Below are 23,492 nucleotides of genomic sequence, written 5' to 3'. Positions count from 1 at the left end.
TGCTACCGCAAGGCATTAAAAAACCGTGTAATGTCTATTTCCGGCGGCATTTCTTCCCCTTTCACCAGGTTCCCCACGAATTTGGCGGCGGCCCAGGGCGCGAGGGAACAGCCTTTGGAGCCCATGCCGTTGAAAATCCCCACTTGTGGGAACTTCGGGTGTAAGCCCGCCATGGGCCTACGGTCTGGCCCCGAGGGGCGAACGGCGGCTTTATGATCGATGACCTCGAAGTCTGTTTTCAGCAGTTGCCGGAGCTGGGATTCGATGTGGGCGCGGGCTTCCGGGGTGGGCGAAGTGTCCGGGTAATCCCAGGAGAAGGTGGCGCCGGCCCAGAAGGTTTGATGGCCGAGGGGCACGAGGGTGACGCCTTTCTTAATGATATCCGTAGTATCGAACGGGAGGCGGACGATGAGGGCTTCGCCTTTGTTGGGAAGGAATTTGAGCTTGCCGAACCAGGGGTTTTGCGGTGAGGCCACGCCCTCGCAGAAGATCACCGCTTTGGCTTGCAACCCCTTGTATTCCACGCCTTTATCCGTCAACTGAAGCAAAGGGATATCGAGTGTTTCGCGGCGCACCCCGGCATGGGCGGCCCAGGCGGGCAGCAGCGTTCCCAGGTCTACGTTCGCACCCGAGACGATCCCCGCGCCGAAGGGTGCTTCCAGGAGGCCGGCGTACCGCGGGGCCGGGGAAACGATGCTGTAGGGCGTGGGATGCTGGGCGAAGGCGTCGCGCATCTGGGCGGAGGTCCACACGTTCCAGATATCGCGCTCCGTAAACACCGATATGCCCAAAGCCGCCTCCATGGCCCTGTAGGTGGCTTTCGCCCGGGGGTACACGACGTCGTACTGCCACGCCACTTCGAACTTCCGGCCGGAAACAGGATTGATGATCCCCGCCGCCAGGCGCGACGCGGCATCGCCCCGCCCGTCGTCGAACTGCGCGATCTTCAGCCCTGCCTGCCGCATTTCCCAGCCCAGCAGGGTGCCGGCTACGCCCTGGCCTACGAGTATGTAATCAACTGTTTCCATAAATCCGCTGCAAAGGTAAGGGCAAAAAAATCCCCGTCACGGTGCCGCAACGGGGATATATGTAAGGTAAGAATTACCGGGAGATTAAGCAGGAACGCCTTTGAGCACTTCTGCCATGCGTTTGCCGATGTCTGCGGGGCTGTCTACCACATGAACGCCGCAGGCGCGCATGATCTTCATTTTAGCAGCAGCGGTATCGTCTGCACCACCGATGATGGCACCCGCGTGGCCCATACGGCGGCCCGGAGGCGCGGTTTGGCCGGCGATGAAGCCTACAACGGGTTTGTGCGGATTGGCTTTGATCCATTCTGCAGCTTCCGCTTCCATGGAACCGCCGATTTCGCCGATCATGATGATGGCTTCGGTTTGGGGGTCGTTCATCAGCAGTTCCACCGCTTCGCGGGTGGTGGTGCCGATGATCGGGTCGCCGCCGATACCGATAGCGGTGGAAACGCCCAGACCGGCTTTAACAACCTGGTCTGCCGCTTCGTAAGTCAGCGTACCGGATTTGGACACGATGCCAACTTTGCCTTTTTTGAAGATGAAACCGGGCATGATGCCTACTTTGGCTTCTTCAGCGGAGATAACGCCCGGGCAGTTGGGGCCGATCAGGCGGGTATTGTGTGCTTTGAGGTAGTTTTTGGCTTTCACCATGTCCTGCACGGGAATACCTTCGGTGATGCATACCACCAGCGCGATACCCGCGTCAGCCGCTTCCATGATCGCATCAGCAGCGAATGCCGGCGGTACGAAGATGATGGAAACATCCGCTCCCGTAGCGTTCACCGCGTCTGCCACGGTATTGAACACAGGGCGCTCCAGGTGGGAGCTGCCGCCTTTACCCGGCGTTACGCCACCTACCACGTTGGTGCCGTACTCGATCATTTGTGTGGCATGGAAGGTACCTTCGGTCCCGGTAAATCCCTGCACGATCACTTTGCTGTTCTTATTAACTAAAACACTCATCGCGTCTGATTTAATTATTTTTTAGATAAGGTGGGGCAAAAATAACGGATTGCGGCTAAAAAGAAAAGGAAAGCCGCTTTAGTTGAGGAATATTAACTATTTGTTACCCGCTTCTCCCCCTTTATGCCGCCATTTTTTGTCGCGGAAAGCTTCCGTTTTCCGCATTTCCTTGATGTCCTGGAAGAATTCGGACGCGAAGATAAAATCGTTCAGCAGCTTGTCTTCGCTGAAAATAATGTCTTCATTGCTGCCTTCCCACTGCTTCTTCCCCTGGTGCATGTAAACAATATGGTCCCCGCTTTCCATCACGGTATTCATGTCGTGGGTGTTCACCACGGTTGTAATATCATAATCGATCGTAATATCCTTGATGAGTTTGTCGATCACGAGGGAAGTTTGCGGATCGAGGCCGGAATTGGGCTCGTCCACGAACAGATATTTCGGGTTGAGGACGATCGCCCGGGCGATGCCGACCCTTTTTTCATCCCGCCGCTGATTTCGGCCGGGAATTTTTTGTTCGCGTCTTTGAGCTCTACCCTGTCCAGGCATTCCTGCATCCGCTTGCGTTTTTCCTTATAGCTCATGCTGGAGAACATATCGAGTGGGAACATGACGTTCTGCTCCACGGTCATGGAATCGAAGAGCGCGGAGCCCTGGAATAGCATGCCGATGGCCTGGCGGATGGGCTTTTTGGCGTTATCGTCCATGGCGGTGAAGTCTTCCCCGTTATAGAGCACCTGGCCGCTATCGACCGGGATCAGGCCCACCATGCATTTCATGAGCACTGTTTTGCCGCTGCCGCTGGCGCCGATGATGAGGTTGGTTTTCCCGGCCTCCATCGTGGCGGACACATCCTTCAGTATCTCCTTTTCTCCAAAGCTTTTGCGGATATTTTTCAGTTCTATCATAGATCGTTCTTCTCGGTTAGAGGGTTACAGCAGCATGGCTGCGAGGGCATAGTCGGCGAAAAGGATCATCACGCAGCTGATCACCACCGCGGTGGTGCTGGCTTTCCCGATCTCGAGGGCGCCACCCTGCACATGGTATCCGTAATAGGCCGGAATGCTGGAAATGATGAAGGCGTAAGTATAGGATTTGCTCAGGGCGAAGAATACGTTGTAGCCGTCGAACGAGCTGCGGAGCCCTTCCATGAACTGTTCATGCGAAAGGATGCCGCTCAGCTTGCCGGCTTCCAGCCCCCCGAAAATCCCCAGGAAGGCGGCGATCACCACCAGCGCGGGGATCGTGAGCAGCGCGGCGAGGATCTTGGGCCCGATGAGATAAGCCTTGGTATTGATCCCCATGATCTCCTGCGCGTCTATCTGTTCCGAAATGCGCATGTTCCCCAGTTCCGACGCGATCTTCGACCCCACAACGCCCCCCAGCACGATACAGATCATGGTAGGCGCCAGCTCGATGATCATCGTATCCCGCACCACCATCGCAATGGTCGACTTCGGGATGAACCCGCTCACCAGCTGATAAGCCGTTTGCACCGTAGTTACGGCGCCGAGGAATGTGGAGATGATCACGACGATACCCAGGGACCCGATCCCGATGTCCACACACTGTTTCATAAACTCCTTCCAGTACATCCGCATGTTCTCCGGGCGGGAGAACATCCCTTTCAACATCAGCAAAAACCTGCCGAAATGATAAAAAAACCTGAACTCCATAACTTGTCAAAGATACTGGGAAAATACATTGCTTCGCCCCCCTTACCGCAAACTCCCCACAAGAAGCCGCTTCAAACTCCGCTCGATAATTTCACCCATGGTGGTACAACGGGCAAAAACCTGGTCGCGGTAATGCTCCGCCAGCTCCTCGCCCAACTGCTTGATCTTACCGGGGAAGGACACACGGTCTGTCATGATCACGTCCCGCAAATCCTTGATGCGGTGCCGCTGCACCTTCATCCGCCGGGCAATGAGCGACCGCTCCTCCTGCTGGTACTGCTTCACCACTTCCGCGTTCAGGTGTTTCATCGCCAGCTCCACGAACACCCGGTTCTCCTTGAAGAACTGCGGCATGTAAAGGGTTTTCTTCCCTTCGTAAAACTGCTGATCGAAATCGATGGCCCGGATGCGGAACTGGACGTCGTCGAAATCGGGGGTGATGTCGAAAATGAAATTGTACGACCGCATATCGCCCAGCAACCGCACGAAGCAGCGCTCGTTGAACTTCACTGAACTCCTTGGCGATACGCTTGGGGTTGAACTCCGGCCGGTGGAGCCAGTCTTTGGCGAACTGATCCCCCGGAACGCCGGCGATGTGCTCTTCCACCAGCGTGTTCCCGTCTACGAGAAAGTTCATCCAGTACGGGGAAAGGATGTGCTCCAGCTCGAGGCCATATATGCGCGATGCATCGGCTATCTTGATATAAAAATAGTCGTACACCTCGTTGTAATTGTTGACGATCTTGATGCGGAAAGGGTGGGAATTCCCGAAGGTGCAATAGTCGATCCGCTCGATGTGGAGGTGCTCTTCGGCGGTTTGGTCGCCCCCGGCCTTGAGGATGGAATAAATGCGCTTGAGGCCCGCGTGGATGGGCTGCATCATGCTCTGGGGGTACATGACGGATTCCCAGAGCGTATCTTTGCCTTCCTTGTCGTACACCGGGATGCCGTATTCGTAATACTTCAGCTCTTCGTAAGACACCGGCAGTTTGATTTCCCGCTCATACAGCTTCAGGTAGTTCCTGAACGCCGGGTTGAGCGGGAAGAAAATCTTTTTGCGGGAGATGGATTGCATGCCGGAAATTACGAATTATCCCGTTTTGGCGGCTATTTCGATGCGGCTTCGATGTCTTTCTGGATTTTGGCGGCGATATGCTCCCCCCAGATTTTGCCGGCTTCCTGCGACTGCCGGGTGATGAGCGGCATTTTCTCCACCATCTTTTTGCCCACGTCGGTTTTATAGAAATAGATCATTTCATCCACTTCGGTTTCCGAGAAATTCCGCTCGTAAATGGGCACCATCAGGTTGGTGAGGTCTTTTTCGTTGTAATATCCTTCGATCCGCTTCCAGATGGCCGTATCCAGCGTGGGATAAGCTTTCCGGTACTGCGCCATGATCTGTTGCACTGCGTTCATGCTCACGCGCGAAGTGCCGTTGAGGCTCAGCAGCACACGGATCTTGATCGATTTGGCGGATTCCTGTGCGGAGGCGCCCAACGCGGCGGCCGCGAACATCCCTGTGAACAGTAGTTTTTTCATATCCCGGCGATTGCGTGAATTGTCTGGCCGTAAGATAGGAAGGTTATCGCAAACGGACGACTTACTTCCCGTTTCGCGGGGGCTATTCTTCCTCCTGTTCCTTTTCCAGCTTTTCTTCCATTTGATCAACCGCTGTTGCCGCCCAGCTTGCGATCGCCGTCGCCAGCTCCGTCATGAACCCGGGTTTTCTGTCGAAATCATCGGACTTGATCGTCTTCGCAGCCATTTTAGCGGCGATGTCGCCCAATTCCGCGTCGCTGAAGTGTTTGGTGATCACCGGAGCGATCGCTTTCGTCAGTTCCTTTTCCGACACCCGCGATTTCAATTCCTTGAAAAAGGCTTTACCGGGCGCAGGTTCCTCATCCATGAAAACCGATTTCATTTGGCTATGGAGCGAATCGGCGGTGGACGCGATTTTCATTTCCCTGATGAATGCTTTGAAATTCTTGGTTTGTTTAGGCGCCTGGGCGAAAGAAGTGAATGATGCAACAAGCAGGCAAAGGGCAAGGGCTACATGTTTCATTGACGTGGTGCCGAGGGTTAAGGATCGGTCATGAAAGATATTACGGATTATCGATAACTCATAAAAAAAGCGGGCTTTGCGGCCCGCTTTCCTTTCATATCTCAGCTTGATAACTTTTTTGCCTTTTGTTCGATTTTCGCAGCAGTACTTTTTTTGTGCGTACACGACGGCGAAGCACAGGACCAAAAATTACTTGCCGCGCTTCGCCGGCGGTGGTGGCGGAACGGGAGGCGGCGGCGGAACATCGTCGTCACCTGAAGCAGCATTCAGCTTTTCCTGGCGCTCCTGAAACCGGCCGAATAAAGTTTCTGCGAAATTACGCCCCCATGCTTCGCCCACCTTCATAGATTCCATGGTGATGTCGGGAAGAATTGCGATCATCTTCTGTCCCAACGGCGTTTTATACAGCGCGATCAATTGCTTGATCTCAGCATCGGAATAATACTTTGCGTAAATAGGGACCAACATCTGTGTTAAATCGGATGGCTTCGCAAATTGATGCAGCTCTACATAAAAAATACTGTCGAGCTGCGGCAGGTTTTTACGGAATTCGGATTCCATCATCGCCACCATGTTGCTCATTAGCTTCTCTCCCTGCAACATATCCACCAGTTCCCGCACTTTAGCGGTATCCGTGATCTGGGCTTTCGCTCCAACAGCCATAGCGGCGAACAGGAGCGTAAAAATCGTTCGTTTCATAAGTATACATTAATTACGGGCTATTGCCGGCAGGCACAAAATTAATCATAATCCCGGATTTCGTTGATTTTCGCCATCAACGCAGGATCGTCAAGAAAAAAGCGGGCCATTAAGCCCGCTTTCTTTTCATATCTCAATTTGATAATCACTTCTTCTTGCCGGTGGCTTCCACTTCCTTGCAGCATTTCGTTTGTGCGTCCACCACGGCGATCAGTACCATGTTCACGATCTGCCTTACCGTTGAGCCCAGCTGCAGGATGTGCACTGGTTTCTTCATACCGAGCAGGATGGGGCCGATGGCGTCGAACCCGGCCACACCCTGCAGGAGGTTGTAGGCCACGTTTCCGGCGGCGAGGTTGGGGAAGATGAGCGTGTTCACATCGCCGTCGATCAGTTCGGAGAACGGGTAGTTCTCTTTCAGCACGGCTTTGTTGAACGCCATCGCCGCCTGGATCTCGCCGTCTACGGTAAGCGTCGGGTCTTTCTGTTTCACGATCTCGCGGGCGCGGCTCATGAGCTGCGCTTCCGCCGTCTGGCTCGATCCGAAGTTGGAATAAGATACCATCGCGATGCGCGGCGTCATGTTGAACTGCTTCACTTCCTTGGCTACCATGAGCGTGATCTCGGCCAGCTCTTCGGCCGTGGGATTGAGGTTGACGGTCGTATCCGCGAGGAAGAGCGGGCCACGCTTGGTCTGGATGATGTACATCCCCGCCACGCGTTTGGCGCCGGGCTCCATGCCGATCACCTGCAACGCCGGGCGGATGGTGTCTGGGTATTTGCGGGTGAGGCCGGAAATGAGGGCGTCTGCTTCTCCCGTTTCCACCATCATGCAGCCAAAATAGTTACGTTCGCGCATGATCTTTTTGGCTTCGTACAGGTTGAGGCCTTTGCGCTGGCGTTTCTTGAAGAACAGTTCCCCGAAATGATGGCGCTTGTCGGCCATTTCGTCGCTTTTCGGGTCGATGATGATGACGTCTTCGATCTCGATGGAATTTTCTTCCATGAGAAACCGGATTTTCTTCTCGTTGCCCAGCAGGATGGGGATGGCGATATTTTCGTCGGCCACTACCTGGGCGGCCTTGAGGATCTTGATATTGTCCGCTTCGGAGAATACCACACGGCGCGGGTCTTTCCGGGCTTTGGAGCCGATCACGCGGAACAGCTGGTTGTCGAGGCCGAGGCGGTTGTTCAGTTCGGTTTCATAGGCTTCCCAGTCGGTGATGGGGGCCGTTGCCACGCCGCTTTCCATGGCCGCTTTGGCCACTGCGGGCGCTACCGTGCTGAGGAGGCGGGGGTCAAGGGGTTTGGGAATGATATATGTGGGGCCGAAAACGATATTGCGCTCATTGTAGGCGAGGTTCACGATATCGGGAACGGGGGTTTTGGCCAGTTCCGCCAAAGCCCGTACCGCGGCTAGTTTCATGGCTTCGTTGATCTGCGTGGCGCGCACGTCGAGGGCGCCGCGGAAGATGTAGGGAAAGCCCAGTACGTTGTTCACCTGGTTGGGATAATCGGAACGGCCGGTGGCCATGATCACGTCTTTCCGGGCGCCGGTGGCGGCTTCGTAGGAAATTTCCGGATCGGGATTGGCCATGGCGAACACGATGGGGTTCTTGGCCATGCTCTGCACCATTTCGGGCGTTACTACGTTGCCGATGCTCAGGCCTACGAACACGTCGGCACCTTTGATGGCTTCTGCGAGCGTGGTGAATTTGGAGCTGGTGGCGAACACCTGTTTCATGTCGTCGAGATCGGTGCGTTGTTTATTGAGCACGCCGTCTTTATCGAACATGATGAAATTCTCGGGTTTTGCGCCGAGGGAGGCGTAGAGGCGAACGCAGGCCATGGCCGCAGCGCCGGCGCCGTTCACCACGATCTTTACTTTCTCGATCTTCTTTTTCACGAGCTCGAGGGCGTTGAGCAGGGCGGCGCTGGAGATGATGGCGGTACCATGCTGATCGTCGTGCATGACCGGGATCTTGAGCTCCTTTTTCAGGCGGTCTTCGATGGCGAAGCATTCGGGGCTTTTGATATCTTCCAGGTTGATGCCGCCGAAAGTGGGCTCCATGGCCTTTACCACGCGCACGAATTCGTCTACGTCCTTGGTGTTCAGTTCTATGTCGAAAACGTCGATATCAGCGAAAATTTTGAACAGTACGCCTTTTCCTTCCATTACGGGCTTGCCGGCTTCGGGGCCGATGTCGCCCAGGCCGAGCACTGCGGTACCGTTACTGATAACGGCCACGAGGTTGCCTTTTGCGGTGTATTTGTACACATTCTCCACGTCTCTGGCGATTTCCTTGCAGGGCTCCGCCACGCCGGGGGAGTAGGCGAGCGAAAGGTCCCACTGTGTCTTGGTGTCTTTGGTCGGGATGACTTCGATTTTGCCCGGGCGCCCTTTCGCATGGTAGTCGAGGGCGTCCTGCTTGTTCAGTTTCTTGGCCATATAAGATTGTAATTGGGGCTGCAATATACGGACTTCGCGGCGAACGGGCCCGAAAGGCCACCCCATTGTTCCTTAAATTTACTTACTTTTACGGTGTTAAACATTCGCTTTTAATATGATACAACGCATACAAAGCCTTTGGCTCCTCCTTGCCGCCATCGCGGGCGTAGCCGTAGCCCGCTTCGATCTCTGGAAAGCCACCTACACCAAAGGAGCCACTGCAGGGGTAGACATTTTCAATGCCACGTCCAACTACATGGTTTTCATTTTGTTGATCATCGGCATCCTCCTGTCTGCGGTTTGTATCTTCCTGTATAAAAACCGCAAGCTGCAATTCCGCCTCACCGTGGTGAACCTGCTGCTTTCCGTCGGCATCCTGGCGCTCATCTACCTGAAGATCGGGGAAAGCGCGCAGAAACTGGCGGCAGACGGCGCCGTGAGCATCCGCGGCTCCTATCTCATCCCTGCGTTCCTCCCGGTGGTCATCATCGTGTGCCTGTTCCTGGCGGCAAGGGGGATTTACAAAGACGAAAAGCTCATCAAATCGCTGGACCGCCTCCGCTGATCCGCGATCCGCCCATATTGCAAAGCCCTGGCCGAAAGCCGGGGCTTTTTTTGACAATATCCCATCAGTAGTTCACGTCCTGAAATAGGTTTACAGTATCGATACAGTAGTGATACAGTATAGATACCGTACAGATACGGTACCGGAACAGTACTGTAACCGTAGTAACCAGGATTTGACTTTCCACCCAAACCGATGCTGAATTAACAAAAAAAGCCGGCTGAATAGATCAACCGGCTTTTCCAATTCAATATGTTTCCGCTTACAGGAACTTCCCCGTATAGCTTTCCTTCACTTTCTTCAATCCTTCCGGAACGCCGGCATACAGCAGATTCCCACCGCCTTCGCCCCCTTCCGGCCCCAGGTCGAGCACCCAGTCTGCGGAGCGGATCACGTCGAGGTTGTGCTCGATCACCAGCACGCTGTGCCCCTGTTCGATCAGCGCGTTGAACGAATCCAGCAGCTTCTTGATGTCGTGGAAGTGCAAACCGGTCGTAGGCTCGTCGAAAATGAACAGGATATGCCCCTGCGCCTTGCCCTTGCCCAGGAACGACGCCAGCTTCACACGCTGCGCCTCGCCACCGGAGAGCGTATCGCTCGACTGGCCCAGCTTCACATATCCCAAACCTACGTCGCTCAAAGGTTTGATCCTCGACACCACGTCTTTTTCGTCTTTAAAGAATTCGATGGCCTCGTCTACCCCCAGTTCCAGGATGTCATAAATATTTTTGCCTTTGTACTGCACTTCGAGCACTTCGTCTTTGAAGCGCTTCCCGCCGCAGGTTTCGCAGGTGAGGTGAACATCCGCCAGAAACTGCATTTCCACGATCACTTCGCCTTCGCCCTTGCAGGTATCGCATCGCCCGCCATCTACGTTGAACGAGAAATGTTTCGGCTGGAAACCGCGCATTTTGCTCAGCTGCTGCCGGGAAAAGAGGTCGCGGATCTCGTCGTATGCCTTGATGTAGGTAACAGGGTTAGAGCGGCTCGATTTGCCGATGGGGTTCTGGTCTACCATCTCGATCTGCGTAATGTAGTCCATATCGCCCTTCATTACACGGTACTGGCCCACCCGGTCGGTAAATTCCCCTTTCAGCTTCATGAGCGCCGGGTAGAGGATTTGCTTCACCAGCGTGGTTTTCCCTGATCCGGACACACCGCTCACCACGGTAAAGATCCCCAGCGGGAACTCCACGTCCACGTTCTTCAGGTTATTCTGCCGGCAGCCTTCCAGCTGGATGGAGCGTTTCCATTTGCGGACGTGTGCCGGCGGCTCCAGGCGGTAATGGCCGCTGAGGTACTTGCCGGTAAGGCTCTTCCCGTCTTTCAGGATCTCGGGATACGTTCCCGCGAAAATGACTTCGCCGCCGAGGTGGCTCGCCAGCGGGCCCATGTCGATGATGTAGTCCGCCTTTTCCATGATCTGCTCGTCATGTTCCACGATCACCACGGTATTGCCGAGGTTCCGCAGTTCATGCAGCACACGGATGAGCCGGTGCGTATCGCGCGCGTGGAGGCCGATGCTCGGCTCGTCGAGGATGTAGAGGGAATTGGTGAGGTTGCTGCCGAGGGTACGCGTCAGCTGGATGCGCTGGCTCTCACCACCGGAAAGCGTGTTGGCCACGCGGTTCAGGGTAAGATACCCCAGTCCCACGTCCAGCAAAGTTTTCAGCCGGTGATTGATCTCAATGAGGATCCTTTTGGCCACCTGCTGCTGATATTCGCTCAGTTCGAGGTTATCGAACCATACTTTGAGTTTTTCCACGGGCATGTCCACCAGTTCGGAAATGCCTTTGCCGCTCACTTTCACGTACGTCGCTTCTTTGCGGAGGCGGGCGCCGTTGCAGGTGGGACAGGTGGTACGGCCCCGGTAGCGGGCCTGCATCACACGGTACTGCACTTTGTAGAGGTTCTGCTCCACCATTTTGAAGAACTCGTTGATGCCGTAGAAGTGCTCGTTGCCGGTCCACAGGAGGTCCAGCTGCTCGTCGGTCAGATCCGAGATCGGTTTGTGGACGGGGAAACTGAACTTACGGGCGGCTTTGATGAGGGCTTCCTTGTATTCGCCCATTTTCTCGCCGCGCCACGGGGCGATGGCCCCTTCGAACACGCTGAGGCGCTTGTCGGGGATAACGAGGTCGCGGTCGATCCCCAGCACCTGGCCAAACCCTTCGCAGGTGGGGCAGGCGCCGTAAGGGTTGTTGAAGGAGAAGAGGTTGGGAACGGGCTCTTCGAACTGGATACCGTCGAGCTCGAACCGGTTGGAGAACACGGGCCCCAGTTTACCGTCTACTTCCAGGGTGCAATATCCTTCGGATTCGTAGAAGGCGGTTTGCACGGAGTCGGCGATGCGGTGTTTATCGTCTTCTTCGAAGTCTTTGACCACGATACGGTCGATGAGCACGAAGGTTTCGGCCGCTATTTTCGGGGCTTTTTCTTCCAGGAGCTCTTCGATGCGGACGAGCGAGCCGCCGGCGTAGAGCCTGGAGAAGCCTTTCTGCATGAGGATATTGAGCTCTTCCAGCGGTTTGCGGTTGGCATGCTGGCGGAAGGGCACGAGGATCTGTACTTTGGCGCCGTGGGGGAGTTTGGAGATGTAATCCACCACATCGGCCACTTCGTGTTTTTTGACGAGCTGGCCGGTGACGGGGGAAAAGGTTTGCCCGGCGCGGGAATACAGCAGGCGCAAATAGTCGTAAATCTCGGTCATGGAGCCAACGGTGGAGCGCGGGGTGCGGGTTACGACCTTTTGCTCGATGGCGATGGCGGGGCAGATGCCTTTGATATAATCCACGTCGGGTTTGTTCATCCGCATGAGGAACTGGCGGGCGTAGGCGCTGAGGCTTTCGGCGTACCGGCGCTGGCCTTCGGCATAGAGGGTGTCCATCGTTAAGCTGGATTTTCCCGAACCGCTGACGCCCGTTACGACCACCATCTGGTTCCTCGGGATGGAGACGCTGACATTCTTCAGATTATGCACCCTCGCTCCCTTGATGAATATCTCGTCAGGAGCTATAACTGGTTCACGTTCAATGGTTTTTTCCTTGGATTTGACTTTTGCGCACATAAGGATTACAAATGTACGCATTAACGGGTATTTTACAGGAAGCTTGTTGTTTTATTCAACTATTCCGTTATATTTGCATTGACCGGCTACTTATACCTAGTCAACCCCGGTTAAAATTCATAACAATAAATTGTACATTATCGCTCGACTTTTACGCTACTAAACAACCTACTGACGGCAACGTCCGTATTATTTACTAACCGCTATTGGTAGACGTATATGCAAGTAATGTACAAGCTGAACGATGAGCAACTCATCACACTGTTCAAAAAGGGCCATGCTTCCGCTCTGGAAGAGTTGGTTTATCGCCATAAGGACAAACTTTTCACTTCCATCGTATTACTCGTAAAAGACACTTTTCTTGCCGAAGATATCTTTCAGGACACCTTCATCAAGATCATCGATACCATTCGTGCCGAGCGATATACAGAGAAAGGAAAATTTCTGCCCTGGGCGATGCGCATAGCACACAACCTTTGTGTAGACCATTTCAGGAAAGTAAAACGAACGCCGGTGATCAAAACCGGGGACGATAAAGATATTTTCAACGTGCTGAACTTCAGCGAGCCGAGTGCGGAAGAGAAAATGATGACGCGGCAAAGCCATAACAACGTGCGCCGCATGCTCGACCTGCTCCCCGAAGAACAGCGGGAAGTTATCATCCTCCGCCATTATGCGGACCTCAGCTTCAAGGAGATCGCGGACCTCACCCAGGTGAGCATCAACACCGCCCTCGGCCGTATGCGGTACGGACTGATCAATCTCCGGAAGATGATGACGGAAAAACAGATTTGTTTGTAATGCCCTTTTTTTGCTTGCCATGAACGGGCGGTAAGATGTAAGTCTAACCGCTCGTTTTTTTATTTCCCCTTCCCGATCATCAGCACCCCCGTCAGCACAAGCGCCGTTCCGGCCAGTTGTTCCCAGGTGATCGGTTCTCCCAAAAAGATATACGCCTGAACGATGGTGGCCACCGGCCCGATGCTCGTTACGATCGCCGTGTTCCCCGGCCCGATCTTCCGGATGCCTTCGCTGGTGAGGAATGTGGGGATAACGGTGGATACGATCGCCATCTGGAAGCACAGCCAGTAGGTTTCCCCGCTGAAATGGCGCACCTCCGCGCCGTGGGTCACGAAATACTGCGCGAAAATCCCCAGCGAGGCAAAGCACAGCGCATAGGCCGTGAACTTCATCGACCCCACTTTCGGGATCACTTCCCCGCCGCCCACGATGTAAAAAGCGTACGTCACGGCGCAACCCAGCACCAGCAGGCATCCCGTGATCACGCCCGGGCTCCACTCCTGCCGGATATCTCCCGCAAACACCACCAGCATCCCCGCATACGCGATCGCCAGCGCCCAATATTGCGTTTTGGTGATCTTCCGCTTGAAAGCCACCGCCCCGATCACCAGCGCAAACGTGGGGTAAAGGAAGAGGATCAGCCTTTCAAGCCCCGCGGAAATGTAGGCCAGGCCCATAAAATCGAGCAAACTGCTCACATAATAGCCCAACAGTCCCAGCACGCCCACCCACACCCATTGTCTGGGCGTCAGCTTAACGTTGCCGGTACGGCGGAAAAGGACAATGGCGGTGATGATGTAGAAAGGCAGGGCGAAGGCCATCCGCAGCGCCAGCATGGAAATGGCATCGATGGCTTCCGTACGGTAAATGAGCTTCACGTAAATAGCCTTGGCACTGAACATCATGGCGCCCAAAAGGGCCATGGCGTAGCCAAGGGCGTAATCGGATCTTTTCATGGCAGCTGTAAGGGCCCTGCCGCGCGGAGGCGCCGGCAGGGCCGGGTATGGGGAACCCCGGGACCTCCGGGATCAGACTTTCTCGTAAACGATGGCGGCACCCTGCCCAACGCCCACACACATCGTGGCCAGGCCGTATTTCACGCCGGCACGGCGCTTCATTTCGTGCATGAGGGTGGTGGTGATGCGCGCGCCGCTGCAGCCCAGCGGGTGGCCGATGGCGATGGAGCCGCCGTTGAAATTGATTTTCGAAGGATCGAGGTTCAGCTCGCGGATGCAGGCCAGCGCCTGGGATGCGAAAGCTTCGTTCAGCTCGATCACGTCCAGATCGGAAGCACGGATACCACTGCGTTTCAACGCTTTAACGGTCGAAGGCACCGGGCCCACGCCCATAATGGCAGGGTCTACCCCGGCAACGGCCATCCCCCGCACCATGGCGATGGGCGTGAGGTTGAAGCGTTTCAGCGCGGCTTCCGACACGATCAGTACCGCGGAAGCGCCGTCGTTGATCCCGGAAGAGTTACCCGCGGTAACCGTCCCGTCTTTGGCGAAAGCCGGGCGGAGGCCCGCCAGCTTGTCGAGCGACGTTTCCCGGGGATGCTCGTCTTTGGAGAAAACCACCTTGTCTTCCTTATTGGGCGTGATTTCCACGGGAATGATCTCGTCTTGCCAGATGCCGTTCAGGTGCGCCTGTTTGTATTTGGACTGGCTTTCGAAGGCGAAGCGGTCCTGGTCTTCGCGGGAGATTTTCCATTCGCGGGCCACGTTTTCGGCGGTTTCGCCCATGGAGAAGGGGTAATAAACGTCGGCGAGCTTCTTGTTGGTGAAGCGCCAGCCGATGGTGGAGTCGTAGATTTCGGTTTTGCGGCTGAAGGCGCCGTCGGCTTTCGGCATCACGAGGGGCGCGCGGGTCATGCTTTCGACGCCGCCGGCCATGTAAACGTCTCCTTCCCCGACCATAATGGCCCGGGCGGCGTCCATAATAGCCTGGAGGCCGGAGGCGCAGAGGCGGTTGACGGTGTTCCCGGCTACGGAAACGGGCATTCCGGCGAGGAGCACGGCCATACGGGCCACGTCGCGGTTGTCTTCCCCGGCCTGGTTGGTAGCCCCGGCGATCACGTCTTCCACGGCAGCGGGGTCTACAGAGGGGTTCCGGGTGAGGAGCGACTTGAGCATCAAGGCCAGGAGATCGTCTGGCCGGATGGTGCTAAGTGCGCCACCATAGCGGCCTATAGGACTTCTGACCGCGTCCACGATATAAGCAGTTTGCATTTTTTCTTCAGGTTAAGATTGCGAATTTATGGCTTCCGGTCGGGATAACCACACACACAAACGAATCGGCGGGGCTGGGGGCGGCTCCCGGAAATCTCCCTGGGACGGCAAATCTCAACGCCCCGCTTTTCGGCAATCGGAAAATCGGACGTACCTTTGCCCGATGACGAGGAAGCAAAATATCCGGCAATTGACACTCCCCCAGTTGCGGGAGGTGTTCGGAGAGATGGGGGAAAAACCGTTCCGTGCCCAGCAGGTGTATGAGTGGATCTGGACCAAACAGGCGTCCGGGTTCGGGGATATGACCAACCTGAGCAAGCCCCTGCGCGCCGCGCTGGAGGAAAGGTTCGAATTCCCTGCCGTGACGGTGGACGCTACGCAGCTGTCGACCGATGGCACCATCAAAAGCCGGTTCAAGCTGCACGACGGGTACCTGGTGGAAGGGGTCCTCATCCCCACATCCACCCGCCAAACCGCCTGCGTGTCGTCCCAGGTGGGCTGCAGCCTCAGCTGCAAGTTCTGCGCAACCGGCTTCATGGACCGCAAGCGCAACCTCGAATTCGACGAAATTTTCGACGAAGTGGCGCTCATCAACAAGCAATCCCTCGAATCATCCGGTAAAAAACTGACCAATATCGTTTATATGGGCATGGGCGAACCCCTGCTCAACTATAAAAACGTGTTGAAATCCATCGAAATGATCACCTCGCCCGACGGCCTGGCCATGAGCCCGAAACGTATCACCGTTTCCACCGCCGGCGTCGCCAAACAGATCAAACAGCTGGGAGACGACAAGGTGCGCTTCAACCTCGCCCTTTCCCTCCACGCCGCCAACGATCAGAAACGCAGCGAGATCATGCCGATCAACGATTCCAACAACCTGAAGAACCTCGTGGAAGCGCTTAATTACTTCTACAAGGCCACCGAAAACGAGATCAGCTTCGAATACATCCTTTTCAAAGACTTCAACGACTCCCTGAAAGATGCCGACGAACTGATCAAGATTTACCGGCAGGTGCCTGTAGACCTGGTGAACATCATCGAATACAACCCGATCGATAACGCCCGTTTCCAGAAACCCTCGGAAGAAAAAACCGCCGCATTCATGGAATATCTCGGCAAAAACAGGGTAAACGCCCGCCTGCGGAGAAGCCGCGGCAAAGACATCGACGCAGCGTGCGGACAGCTCGCCAACAAAGCATAAAACATACTGCAGGAATGCAGCAAACCACATAACACATGAAACAAAGCAGACCGCCCCGCAAAGGCTTCACACCGTTCAAGGAAAACAAAAGCGGTAAATCTACCCGCTCCGGCGACGCAAAACCCGCCGGCAAAAGCTTCCGCGACAGGGATGACAAAGAAGGAAAACCCTTCGGCGACAAACCCAAAAGAACCTTCGGCGGCGATAAAGAAGGAAAACCCTTCGGCGACAAGCCCCGCAGATCATTCGGCGGCGACAAGGAAGGAAAACCCTTCGGCGATAAACCCCGCAGGACTTTCGGCGGCGATAAAGAAGGAAAACCCTTCGGCGACAAGCCCCGCAGATCATTCGGCGGCGACAAGGAAGGAAAACCCTTCGGCGATAAACCCCGCAGGACCTTCGGAGCCGACAAGGAAGGCAAATCCTTCGGCGACAAACCTCCCCGTAAATCTTTCGGCGACCGCGACGCTAAACCCTTCCGCTCCCGCGAAGAAAACGGCGACAAACCTTTCCGCGCTAAAAAAGACGGCACCACTTTCGATAAAACAGCTCCGGCAGACGGCGAGCGCAAACCTAAAAAGGAGCGCGAAGTGAAACCGGGCGACAAGCTTTTCCAGCACGCCTTCGCAGACGGCGCGCCCTTCAAGGAGCTCCGTTCCCGCAAAGGCAAACCGAAAGACCCGAAAGATATCGTAGAAGACAAATCATTTGGCGAGATCGCCGACGAGAAGTCGTACAAAGAACTCCGCGGCGACAAGCCCCGCCCCCGCAAGAGCGAGCGCAAGGCCGCCGTGCACGGTTCCAAATCCAACAAACCGAAGAGCACCCGCAAACGCATTGCGGTGGAAACGCCGGTGGAATTGGAAGGCGGTGATATGCCCCTCAATAAGTTCATCGCGCATTGCGGTATCTGCAGCCGCAGAAAGGCCGTGGATTATATCAAGGAAGGGAAAGTGACGGTGAACGGCGAAGTGATCGTTGAACCGGCGTTCAAGGTAACGGGGAAAGAATCCGTGAAACTGAACGACAAGCGCATCCACCTCCAGAAAAACCTAGTATACGTACTGCTCAACAAACCCAAAGGATACATCACCACCACCGATGATCCCGAAGGCCGCCAGACCGTGATGGAACTGGTGGAAGACGCGGCGGAAGAGCGCCTGTACCCCGTTGGCCGCCTCGACCGGAACACTTCCGGCCTGCTGCTGCTGACCAACGACGGCGAGCTGGCGCAGAAACTCGCGCATCCCAAGCACAACGTGAAGAAAATCTATCACGTGGAGCTGGACAAACCCCTCACCAAAGCCGACTTCGAGCGCATCCTCGGCGGCCTGGAACTGGAAGACGGGCTGGCTTCGGTAGACAGCCTGGCCTGGGTAGACACGAAAGACCGTGCCCAGATCGGGATCGAGATCCACAGCGGTAAAAACCGCATCGTACGCCGCATTTTCGAACATCTCGACTATAAAGTAGAGAAGCTCGACCGTGTGATGTACGCGGGCCTCACCAAAAAGAACCTCAATCGCGGCAAATGGCGCTTCCTTTCCGAGAAAGAAGTGATCCTCCTCAAACATTTCAAATAACGGCTGCGGATATGCACATCGATTCCCTGATCATATTCGAGAACGACGATTTTGTGGCGGTCAGCAAACCTTCGGGATTGCTGACCATCCCCGACCGGCACGATAACGAGCTGGCTTCGCTTTCGGGATTACTGAAAAAGAAATACGGTCAAATTTTCATCGTTCACCGCCTCGACCGGGATACGAGCGGCCTGGTGCTTTTCGCCAAAAACGAAACCACGCATAAATTCCTGTCCCAGCTCTTCGAATCGCGGGAAGTGGAAAAGTATTACCTGGGACTGGTGAACGGGGAACTGGCCCTTCCGGAAGGCAGTGTGAACGCGGGCATCATGGAACATCCGGTACAGCGCGGCAAGATGGTCACCAACGCCAAGGGCCGCCCGTCTTTGACGGATTACAAGGTGGAGGAGGCTTTCGGGCTGTATAGCCTCGTGCGCTTCCGGATCCATACGGGCCGTACGCACCAGATCCGCGTCCATATGAAACATTTGGGGCATCCCATCGCGGTAGACGAGCTGTATGGCACCGCCACGCCGGTGCTGCTTTCCGCCATCAAGAAGAAATTCAGGCTGGGGAAATTCACCGAAGAAGAGCGCCCCCTCCTGCAAAGGCTCGCCCTGCATGCCTGGAAGCTGAAATTCGTCGATGAAAAAGGGGAAACCGTCGAGTTGGAAGCCCCCTTACCCAAAGATATTCAAGCAGTTCTGCAACAGCTCCGCAAGCACAAGAAGCCGCAGCACAACTAATTCAACGATTTTCCGTTTTCAATACGTTAACACCCGGATGTAGCTACATTTGGGTGTTTTCGCGTAAATTACCGTCAAACTGCTTTGCATTTATGATCAAGCTCCGGATCGCAGCAGCCGCCTTCGTGGGTATCGCGGCTTTGGCTTCCTGTAAAAAAAGCGGAAACCCCAGTCCAGGCGGTGGCAATCCCCCGCCCACAACCCCCACAACCGGCACGCGTTTGCAACTTAGCCTCGATTCCCTGTACCTCTACGCAAAAGAGACTTACCTGTGGTACGACGCCATCCCCACTTACGAATCCTTTAATCCGCGCCAGTACGCCGGGTCCGACGATTTCAACAGTCTCACCGAAGAGCTGTACAAAATCACCCAGCTGAAAAACGACCCGGCTACCAGCAAACCATTCGAATACTACACGCCCGCCCCCAGCAGGTCGAAGTTTTCGTATGTGGAAAAAGGGAACCTGGCAAGAGGGATCAAAGCATCGGTAGATCTGGAAGGTGACGGGAACGACCTCGGCCTCATCCTTGCCGTTGTTACGTTTGGCTCCGACCCCACCACTTATTTATATGTCCGCAATGTGGAAAAGGGCTCCCCGGCAGACAAAGCCGGGATTACCCGCGGATGCCTCATCACCAAGGTGAACGACGGCCCCCCGCCCGGTTCTCAATCGGCGGCCACCACGCTCATGAACAGCGCTACGGCAAAACTGACCTTTACCAAACCGAAAACCAGCACGTCCGTTACCGTCACGATCAACAAGGCCGCCTATAAAAACGACCCTGTCGTGACCTGGAAAACGTTCGCCCCGGTAAACGGCAACGTGACGGGGTACCTCGTGCTGGGGCACTTCTCCCGTCAAACCGTAGCAAAACCTTCGCTGGATAAAGCTTTCGCGGAATTTGCAGCAAAAGGTGCGAACTCGGTGGTGGTAGACCTCCGGTACAACGGCGGCGGTTACGTGGCCACGGCGGAATACCTCACCAACCTGCTCGCCCCCTCCGGCATGCAGACGAAAGTGATGTACAAACAGGTGTACAACGAGCTGGTCCGCACCAGCAAAGCGCCCATCCTCAAGTCCATCCCGTACCTCGACGCCAATTACCAGCAGGTGTACCAGGGCTCCAGGGCGCTGACCTACGCCGACCTTGATTTCACGGAGAACGGGAATACCTATTTCTTCGAAAAAGCCGGGCCGCTGACGACCGCCAAAAAAATCGTGTTCATCGTTTCCGGTGCTACCGCATCCGCCAGCGAACTGGTCATTAATTCCTATAAAGCCTGGCCGGCGAATGTGACCGTGCGTACCGTGGGCGCGAAAACCTACGGCAAGCCCGTTGGGTTTTTCGGTATCGGGATCGATAAGTTTACCGTGTATATGGCGCAGTTTTCCAGCAAGAACGCCCTGGGAGAAGGCGACTATTATTCCGGCATGACGCCCGACATCGCCGCGCAGGATTACATCCCGATGGATTTCGGCGACCCGGAAGAAAAAAGCCTCAAAGCCGCGCTGGACTACATTTACTACGGAACTACTACCGGCGGAAGGGCTGCCGCAGCTACCGTCATGATCAACGGACGGTCCGTAAACGCCAACGAAATACGGTCACAGGCCGCCGGGGAAGAGAAATTCAACGGCATGGTGGAAGACCGCCGCAAAATACGTGTGCAGTAACTAACAGTTATTTTATTGATAAACGGGAGGTTGCCGGATCGGCAGCCTCTTTTTTTGTCGGCAGGGCATAAAAAAAACGGGGAAAAATCCCCGTTTCGTAAAATCAAAAACCAACCATTAAAAAAAGGATCAGGAGTAAAACCTTGCAATTATTTGTCTTACAAGGTTTTCGCTCCAATATTTTGTACTTCCTTGCCGGAAGGGAATCGCTTTCGCAGGTTGAGACGGAAGCTCCGTTTCGCGGGCAAAGATAGGTAGATTATTTATTCGGTTGCGGAGTTGTTCTCAAATAGGGCTTGATAATTTTGTGGCCCTTGGGAAACTTCGCGGGAATATCTTCAGTTTTCACTGCCGGAACTACGATCACGTCTTCACCGTCTTTCCAGTCTGCCGGCGTAGCTACGCTGTAGTTGGCCGTCAGTTGCAGGGAATCGATCACGCGGAGCACTTCATGGAAGTTGCGGCCGGTGGATGCGGGATAGGTGATGGTGAGTTTCACTTTCTTGTCGGGCCCGATCACGAAGAGGGAGCGCACGGTGAAAGTTTCGGAAGCGTTGGGGTGGATCATACCGTAGAGGTTGGCCACCGTTTTGTCTTCGTCGGCGATGATCGGGAAATCGACGTTGCAGTTTTGCGTTTCGTTGATATCGTTGATCCAGCCTTTGTGTTTATCGAGCGGGTCAACGCTGAGTGCGAGCACTTTTACGTTGCGCTTGGTGAATTCGCCATTGAGGAGGGCAGTTTTACCGAGTTCGGTGGTGCAAACCGGGGTATAATCTGCGGGGTGGGAGAAGAGAATGCCCCAGCTGTCGCCGAGGTAGTCGTAAAAATTGATTTCTCCAATGGTGGTCTTTGCCGTGAAATTGGGAGCAGCGTCCCCAAGTCTTAAACTCATATCATTTCCTGTTTAAGGAATTCAAAAATACCATTTTCCTACAATTTTAATAGACTTTATAGATTTTTTTTTGGGGTTTAATGATAATTTAAGGAGGCGGCGGGCCGGACCAGGGTGAAAGGAGGATGCCTGGTCCGGGCTATCCGGCGGATCAGGGCCGGCCGCCGCCCCGGGAAAATGCACGGGGCATGATAGGTATAGGGCACAAAACAGGACGAGACCTGCGTGCAGGGCGCCGCTCCGGGGATCCGGGGGCGCCGGGAACAAGGGGGATGTCTGTCAAAAAAAATAGTTTGGGCTTGAAAAGTTGTTTCCTGGGTTAACGGCAGTAAGGTGTACTGCGGGAAACGGCGAAGTTTCATTTTGCCTCGCGGACGGCCCCGCACGCGAAAGTGCGGGGGCCGCCGCTGGGTTTAACTGCCCGGAAGGTTGGCTTATGGCGGTTCCGGCTGGAACGGCCTGCCTCCGGTGCTCACATCAGGCAAAACTGCGGCGGTTGCCATATGCAGCGCCGCCGGGAGACAACAATGGATGAGGGTCCGTTCTTTCAACGGTCCGCATCTGTGGGTTAACTCGGGCAACAGGGCCCGTTTTCGGGTTAACAAATGGGTGAAAGACCGGGGAGCCCGTATTTTTTCACCGTTTTTCAATGAATAGCCGCGCTTTCCGCGACTTATCTCTCGTCTAATGGATGCATTCCGCGCTTTCCGCGGATTTTCGGGTTAACATGGGCCACAACTTGCATTACAGCCTTTTCGATGGATGAAATACCGCGCTTTCCGCGAGCTTTCAGGGTTAATAATGCCCAACCGGGCGGGCATTTGACTGGATGAAATCCCGCGCTTTCTGCGGATTTTCAGGGCTAACATGGCCAAACCGGGCCTGGCGTTACGTTGGATGATCGTCCGCCCTTTCGGCGGCATCTTTCGGGTTAACGGTACCTGCGGCTTTTTCGCAGCAAGCAAGACAACGGATGATCTGCGGGTAACAACAACAGATCGAAAAAAAGCGGCGGATGGCCGGGACCGGCCGCCGCCGGGGTTCCTCACAACGGATGTCGGCCGCTGGCCCCATCCTTTTGATGGGTTTTAACACAGCGCCGGGCCGGGTAACAAGGGATGATCGTCTCGACGGGCCGGCCTTTTGCCGGAGAACCGCCTGCTTCAAGGGTTTTCAAACGAACGGATAGCGGGGAAAACCAGGGATCGCCGAGAATGACGGAGAATGCAGCGCCCCTGTCTTCCCCAGATATTTTACTCGCTTACGCCGCCTGACGGTAGGCGTAAAATGCCAGCGTAAATTTCATGTCATCCGCCAGGTCGGCCTGTTCCCGGGCATATTCTTCATCGAACTCCAGCTCCAGGTAACCCAGGTACAGTTCGTAGCTTTTGCCCAGCGCCTGCATGCATTGGTCTACCCCCGGGCCAGGGCCTCGGTACGGCTAACCCGCTCGGCTGCACGGATGTAATAACAGTCGTCGTTCGTGTAATCTGCCCAATCGCCGCCGCTGAACTGCGGCCGCTCCAGGGTGAAGGCGATATTGTCGAACAATACGGCTTCGCCCAGTTGGGCTTCAAAATCAATGATTTCGGGAATCTGCTCCATGTGTTCCAGCTTCTGAACGATGGCCATTTGCACGGCTTCGCTCTTGTCTTCGATCGCGCGGAGCATGGTATTGAGCACGTCGTAATTGGTCACGAAGTCGCATTTCCGCCAGCCCTCGGCCGTTTGCATATAACCCCAGCAGGTGAGGTAATGCGAGTCGTCCAGAATGATCTGCCCAACCTTGATGGCGGTGGCTTCCAGATGGGCTGCGGTTGTTACGGATACCTTTCTCATAATTTGTT

At 55.2% G+C, this 23,492-nt stretch carries 22 protein-coding genes; 6 read left to right on the top strand and 16 right to left on the bottom strand.

The window, feature by feature from the left end:
• Positions 1–2: 2 nt before the first annotated feature.
• The 10 genes from WJU22_RS07735 to WJU22_RS07690 form a co-directional block, all read right to left on the bottom strand.
• Positions 3–1,028 (bottom strand): FAD-dependent oxidoreductase, encoded by a 1,026-nt coding sequence (locus tag WJU22_RS07735; RefSeq protein ID WP_341842664.1) that lies wholly within the window; start codon positions 1,026–1,028, stop codon positions 3–5.
• Positions 1,029–1,112: 84 nt separating this feature from the next.
• The gene (gene sucD / locus WJU22_RS07730; protein ID WP_126244831.1) at positions 1,113–1,994 is read right to left on the bottom strand and encodes a succinate--CoA ligase subunit alpha; all 882 of its coding nucleotides are present in this window, start codon (positions 1,992–1,994) and stop codon (positions 1,113–1,115) included.
• 96 nt (positions 1,995–2,090) lie between these two features.
• Positions 2,091–2,423, bottom strand: a complete 333-nt coding sequence (locus WJU22_RS07725; RefSeq protein ID WP_341842663.1) for a hypothetical protein — start codon at positions 2,421–2,423, stop codon at positions 2,091–2,093.
• A complete protein-coding gene (locus tag WJU22_RS07720) occupies positions 2,378–2,902 on the bottom strand; it encodes an ABC transporter ATP-binding protein (protein WP_341842662.1) in 525 nt (174 codons plus the stop codon). Before WJU22_RS07720 ends, WJU22_RS07725 begins: the two co-directional genes overlap by 46 nt.
• A 24-nt stretch (positions 2,903–2,926) precedes the next feature.
• The gene (locus tag WJU22_RS07715) at positions 2,927–3,670 is read right to left on the bottom strand and encodes an MlaE family ABC transporter permease (RefSeq protein WP_126244828.1); all 744 of its coding nucleotides are present in this window, start codon (positions 3,668–3,670) and stop codon (positions 2,927–2,929) included.
• A gap of 42 nt (positions 3,671–3,712) precedes the next feature.
• Positions 3,713–4,180 carry a hypothetical protein gene (locus tag WJU22_RS07710; RefSeq protein ID WP_341842661.1) on the bottom strand — a complete coding sequence of 156 codons (468 nt, stop codon included), beginning with the start codon at positions 4,178–4,180 and terminating at the stop codon, positions 3,713–3,715.
• A gap of 597 nt (positions 4,181–4,777) precedes the next feature.
• Positions 4,778–5,209 carry a DUF2059 domain-containing protein gene (locus WJU22_RS07705; protein ID WP_341842660.1) on the bottom strand — a complete coding sequence of 144 codons (432 nt, stop codon included), beginning with the start codon at positions 5,207–5,209 and terminating at the stop codon, positions 4,778–4,780.
• An 82-nt stretch (positions 5,210–5,291) separates the two neighbouring features.
• Positions 5,292–5,732, bottom strand: a complete 441-nt coding sequence (locus tag WJU22_RS07700) for a hypothetical protein (protein ID WP_341842659.1) — start codon at positions 5,730–5,732, stop codon at positions 5,292–5,294.
• Between the two features lie 189 nt (positions 5,733–5,921).
• Positions 5,922–6,431 carry a DUF2059 domain-containing protein gene (locus tag WJU22_RS07695; protein ID WP_341842658.1) on the bottom strand — a complete coding sequence of 170 codons (510 nt, stop codon included), beginning with the start codon at positions 6,429–6,431 and terminating at the stop codon, positions 5,922–5,924.
• 145 nt (positions 6,432–6,576) lie between these two features.
• Complete coding sequence (locus tag WJU22_RS07690) at positions 6,577–8,880, bottom strand: NADP-dependent malic enzyme (RefSeq protein WP_341842657.1); 2,304 nt, start codon at positions 8,878–8,880, stop codon at positions 6,577–6,579.
• Between the two features lie 115 nt (positions 8,881–8,995).
• Here WJU22_RS07690 and WJU22_RS07685 point away from each other — a divergent pair, with 115 nt between their 5' ends.
• Positions 8,996–9,445, top strand: a complete 450-nt coding sequence (locus tag WJU22_RS07685; RefSeq protein ID WP_126244821.1) for a DUF4293 domain-containing protein — start codon at positions 8,996–8,998, stop codon at positions 9,443–9,445.
• Positions 9,446–9,707: 262 nt separating this feature from the next.
• On the opposite strand, the gene uvrA is transcribed toward WJU22_RS07685, so the two are convergent.
• Entirely contained in the window at positions 9,708–12,533 is a 2,826-nt protein-coding gene (gene uvrA / locus WJU22_RS07680; RefSeq protein WP_341842656.1) for an excinuclease ABC subunit UvrA, read from the bottom strand.
• A gap of 198 nt (positions 12,534–12,731) precedes the next feature.
• On the opposite strand from uvrA, the gene WJU22_RS07675 reads away from it, so the two are divergent.
• Positions 12,732–13,313 carry an RNA polymerase sigma factor gene (locus WJU22_RS07675; RefSeq protein WP_341842655.1) on the top strand — a complete coding sequence of 194 codons (582 nt, stop codon included), beginning with the start codon at positions 12,732–12,734 and terminating at the stop codon, positions 13,311–13,313.
• 59 nt (positions 13,314–13,372) lie between these two features.
• Here the strand turns inward: WJU22_RS07675 and WJU22_RS07670 are convergent, their stop codons facing one another.
• Positions 13,373–14,269: a DMT family transporter gene (locus WJU22_RS07670; RefSeq protein WP_341842654.1), complete on the bottom strand. Its 897-nt coding sequence runs from the start codon at positions 14,267–14,269 to the stop codon at positions 13,373–13,375.
• A 72-nt stretch (positions 14,270–14,341) separates the two neighbouring features.
• Complete coding sequence (locus WJU22_RS07665) at positions 14,342–15,541, bottom strand: acetyl-CoA C-acyltransferase (RefSeq protein WP_341842653.1); 1,200 nt, start codon at positions 15,539–15,541, stop codon at positions 14,342–14,344.
• A 163-nt stretch (positions 15,542–15,704) separates the two neighbouring features.
• Between WJU22_RS07665 and rlmN the strand changes: the two genes are divergently transcribed.
• The 4 genes from rlmN (at position 15,705) to WJU22_RS07645 (ending at position 20,750) form a co-directional block, all read left to right on the top strand.
• Positions 15,705–16,745, top strand: a complete 1,041-nt coding sequence (gene rlmN / locus WJU22_RS07660; protein ID WP_341842652.1) for a 23S rRNA (adenine(2503)-C(2))-methyltransferase RlmN — start codon at positions 15,705–15,707, stop codon at positions 16,743–16,745.
• Positions 16,746–16,780: 35 nt separating this feature from the next.
• A complete protein-coding gene (locus tag WJU22_RS07655; RefSeq protein WP_341842651.1) occupies positions 16,781–18,328 on the top strand; it encodes a pseudouridine synthase in 1,548 nt (515 codons plus the stop codon).
• 11 nt (positions 18,329–18,339) lie between these two features.
• Positions 18,340–19,074 (top strand): RluA family pseudouridine synthase, encoded by a 735-nt coding sequence (locus WJU22_RS07650; RefSeq protein WP_341842650.1) that lies wholly within the window; start codon positions 18,340–18,342, stop codon positions 19,072–19,074.
• A 92-nt stretch (positions 19,075–19,166) separates the two neighbouring features.
• Entirely contained in the window at positions 19,167–20,750 is a 1,584-nt protein-coding gene (locus WJU22_RS07645; protein WP_341842649.1) for a S41 family peptidase, read from the top strand.
• A gap of 259 nt (positions 20,751–21,009) precedes the next feature.
• On the opposite strand, the gene WJU22_RS07640 is transcribed toward WJU22_RS07645, so the two are convergent.
• From WJU22_RS07640 to WJU22_RS07630, 3 genes are all read right to left on the bottom strand, one after another.
• Entirely contained in the window at positions 21,010–21,645 is a 636-nt protein-coding gene (locus tag WJU22_RS07640) for a peroxiredoxin (protein WP_126244807.1), read from the bottom strand.
• Between the two features lie 1,261 nt (positions 21,646–22,906).
• Positions 22,907–23,050 (bottom strand): hypothetical protein, encoded by a 144-nt coding sequence (locus WJU22_RS07635; RefSeq protein ID WP_341842648.1) that lies wholly within the window; start codon positions 23,048–23,050, stop codon positions 22,907–22,909.
• 8 nt (positions 23,051–23,058) lie between these two features.
• Entirely contained in the window at positions 23,059–23,484 is a 426-nt protein-coding gene (locus tag WJU22_RS07630) for a hypothetical protein (protein ID WP_341842647.1), read from the bottom strand.
• Between the last annotated feature and the right edge of the window lie 8 nt (positions 23,485–23,492).

Origin of the sequence: Chitinophaga caseinilytica (assembly GCF_038396765.1) — a bacterium.
GTDB lineage: Bacteria > Bacteroidota > Bacteroidia > Chitinophagales > Chitinophagaceae > Chitinophaga > Chitinophaga caseinilytica.
This window is presented reverse-complemented; position numbering and strand designations above follow the sequence as displayed.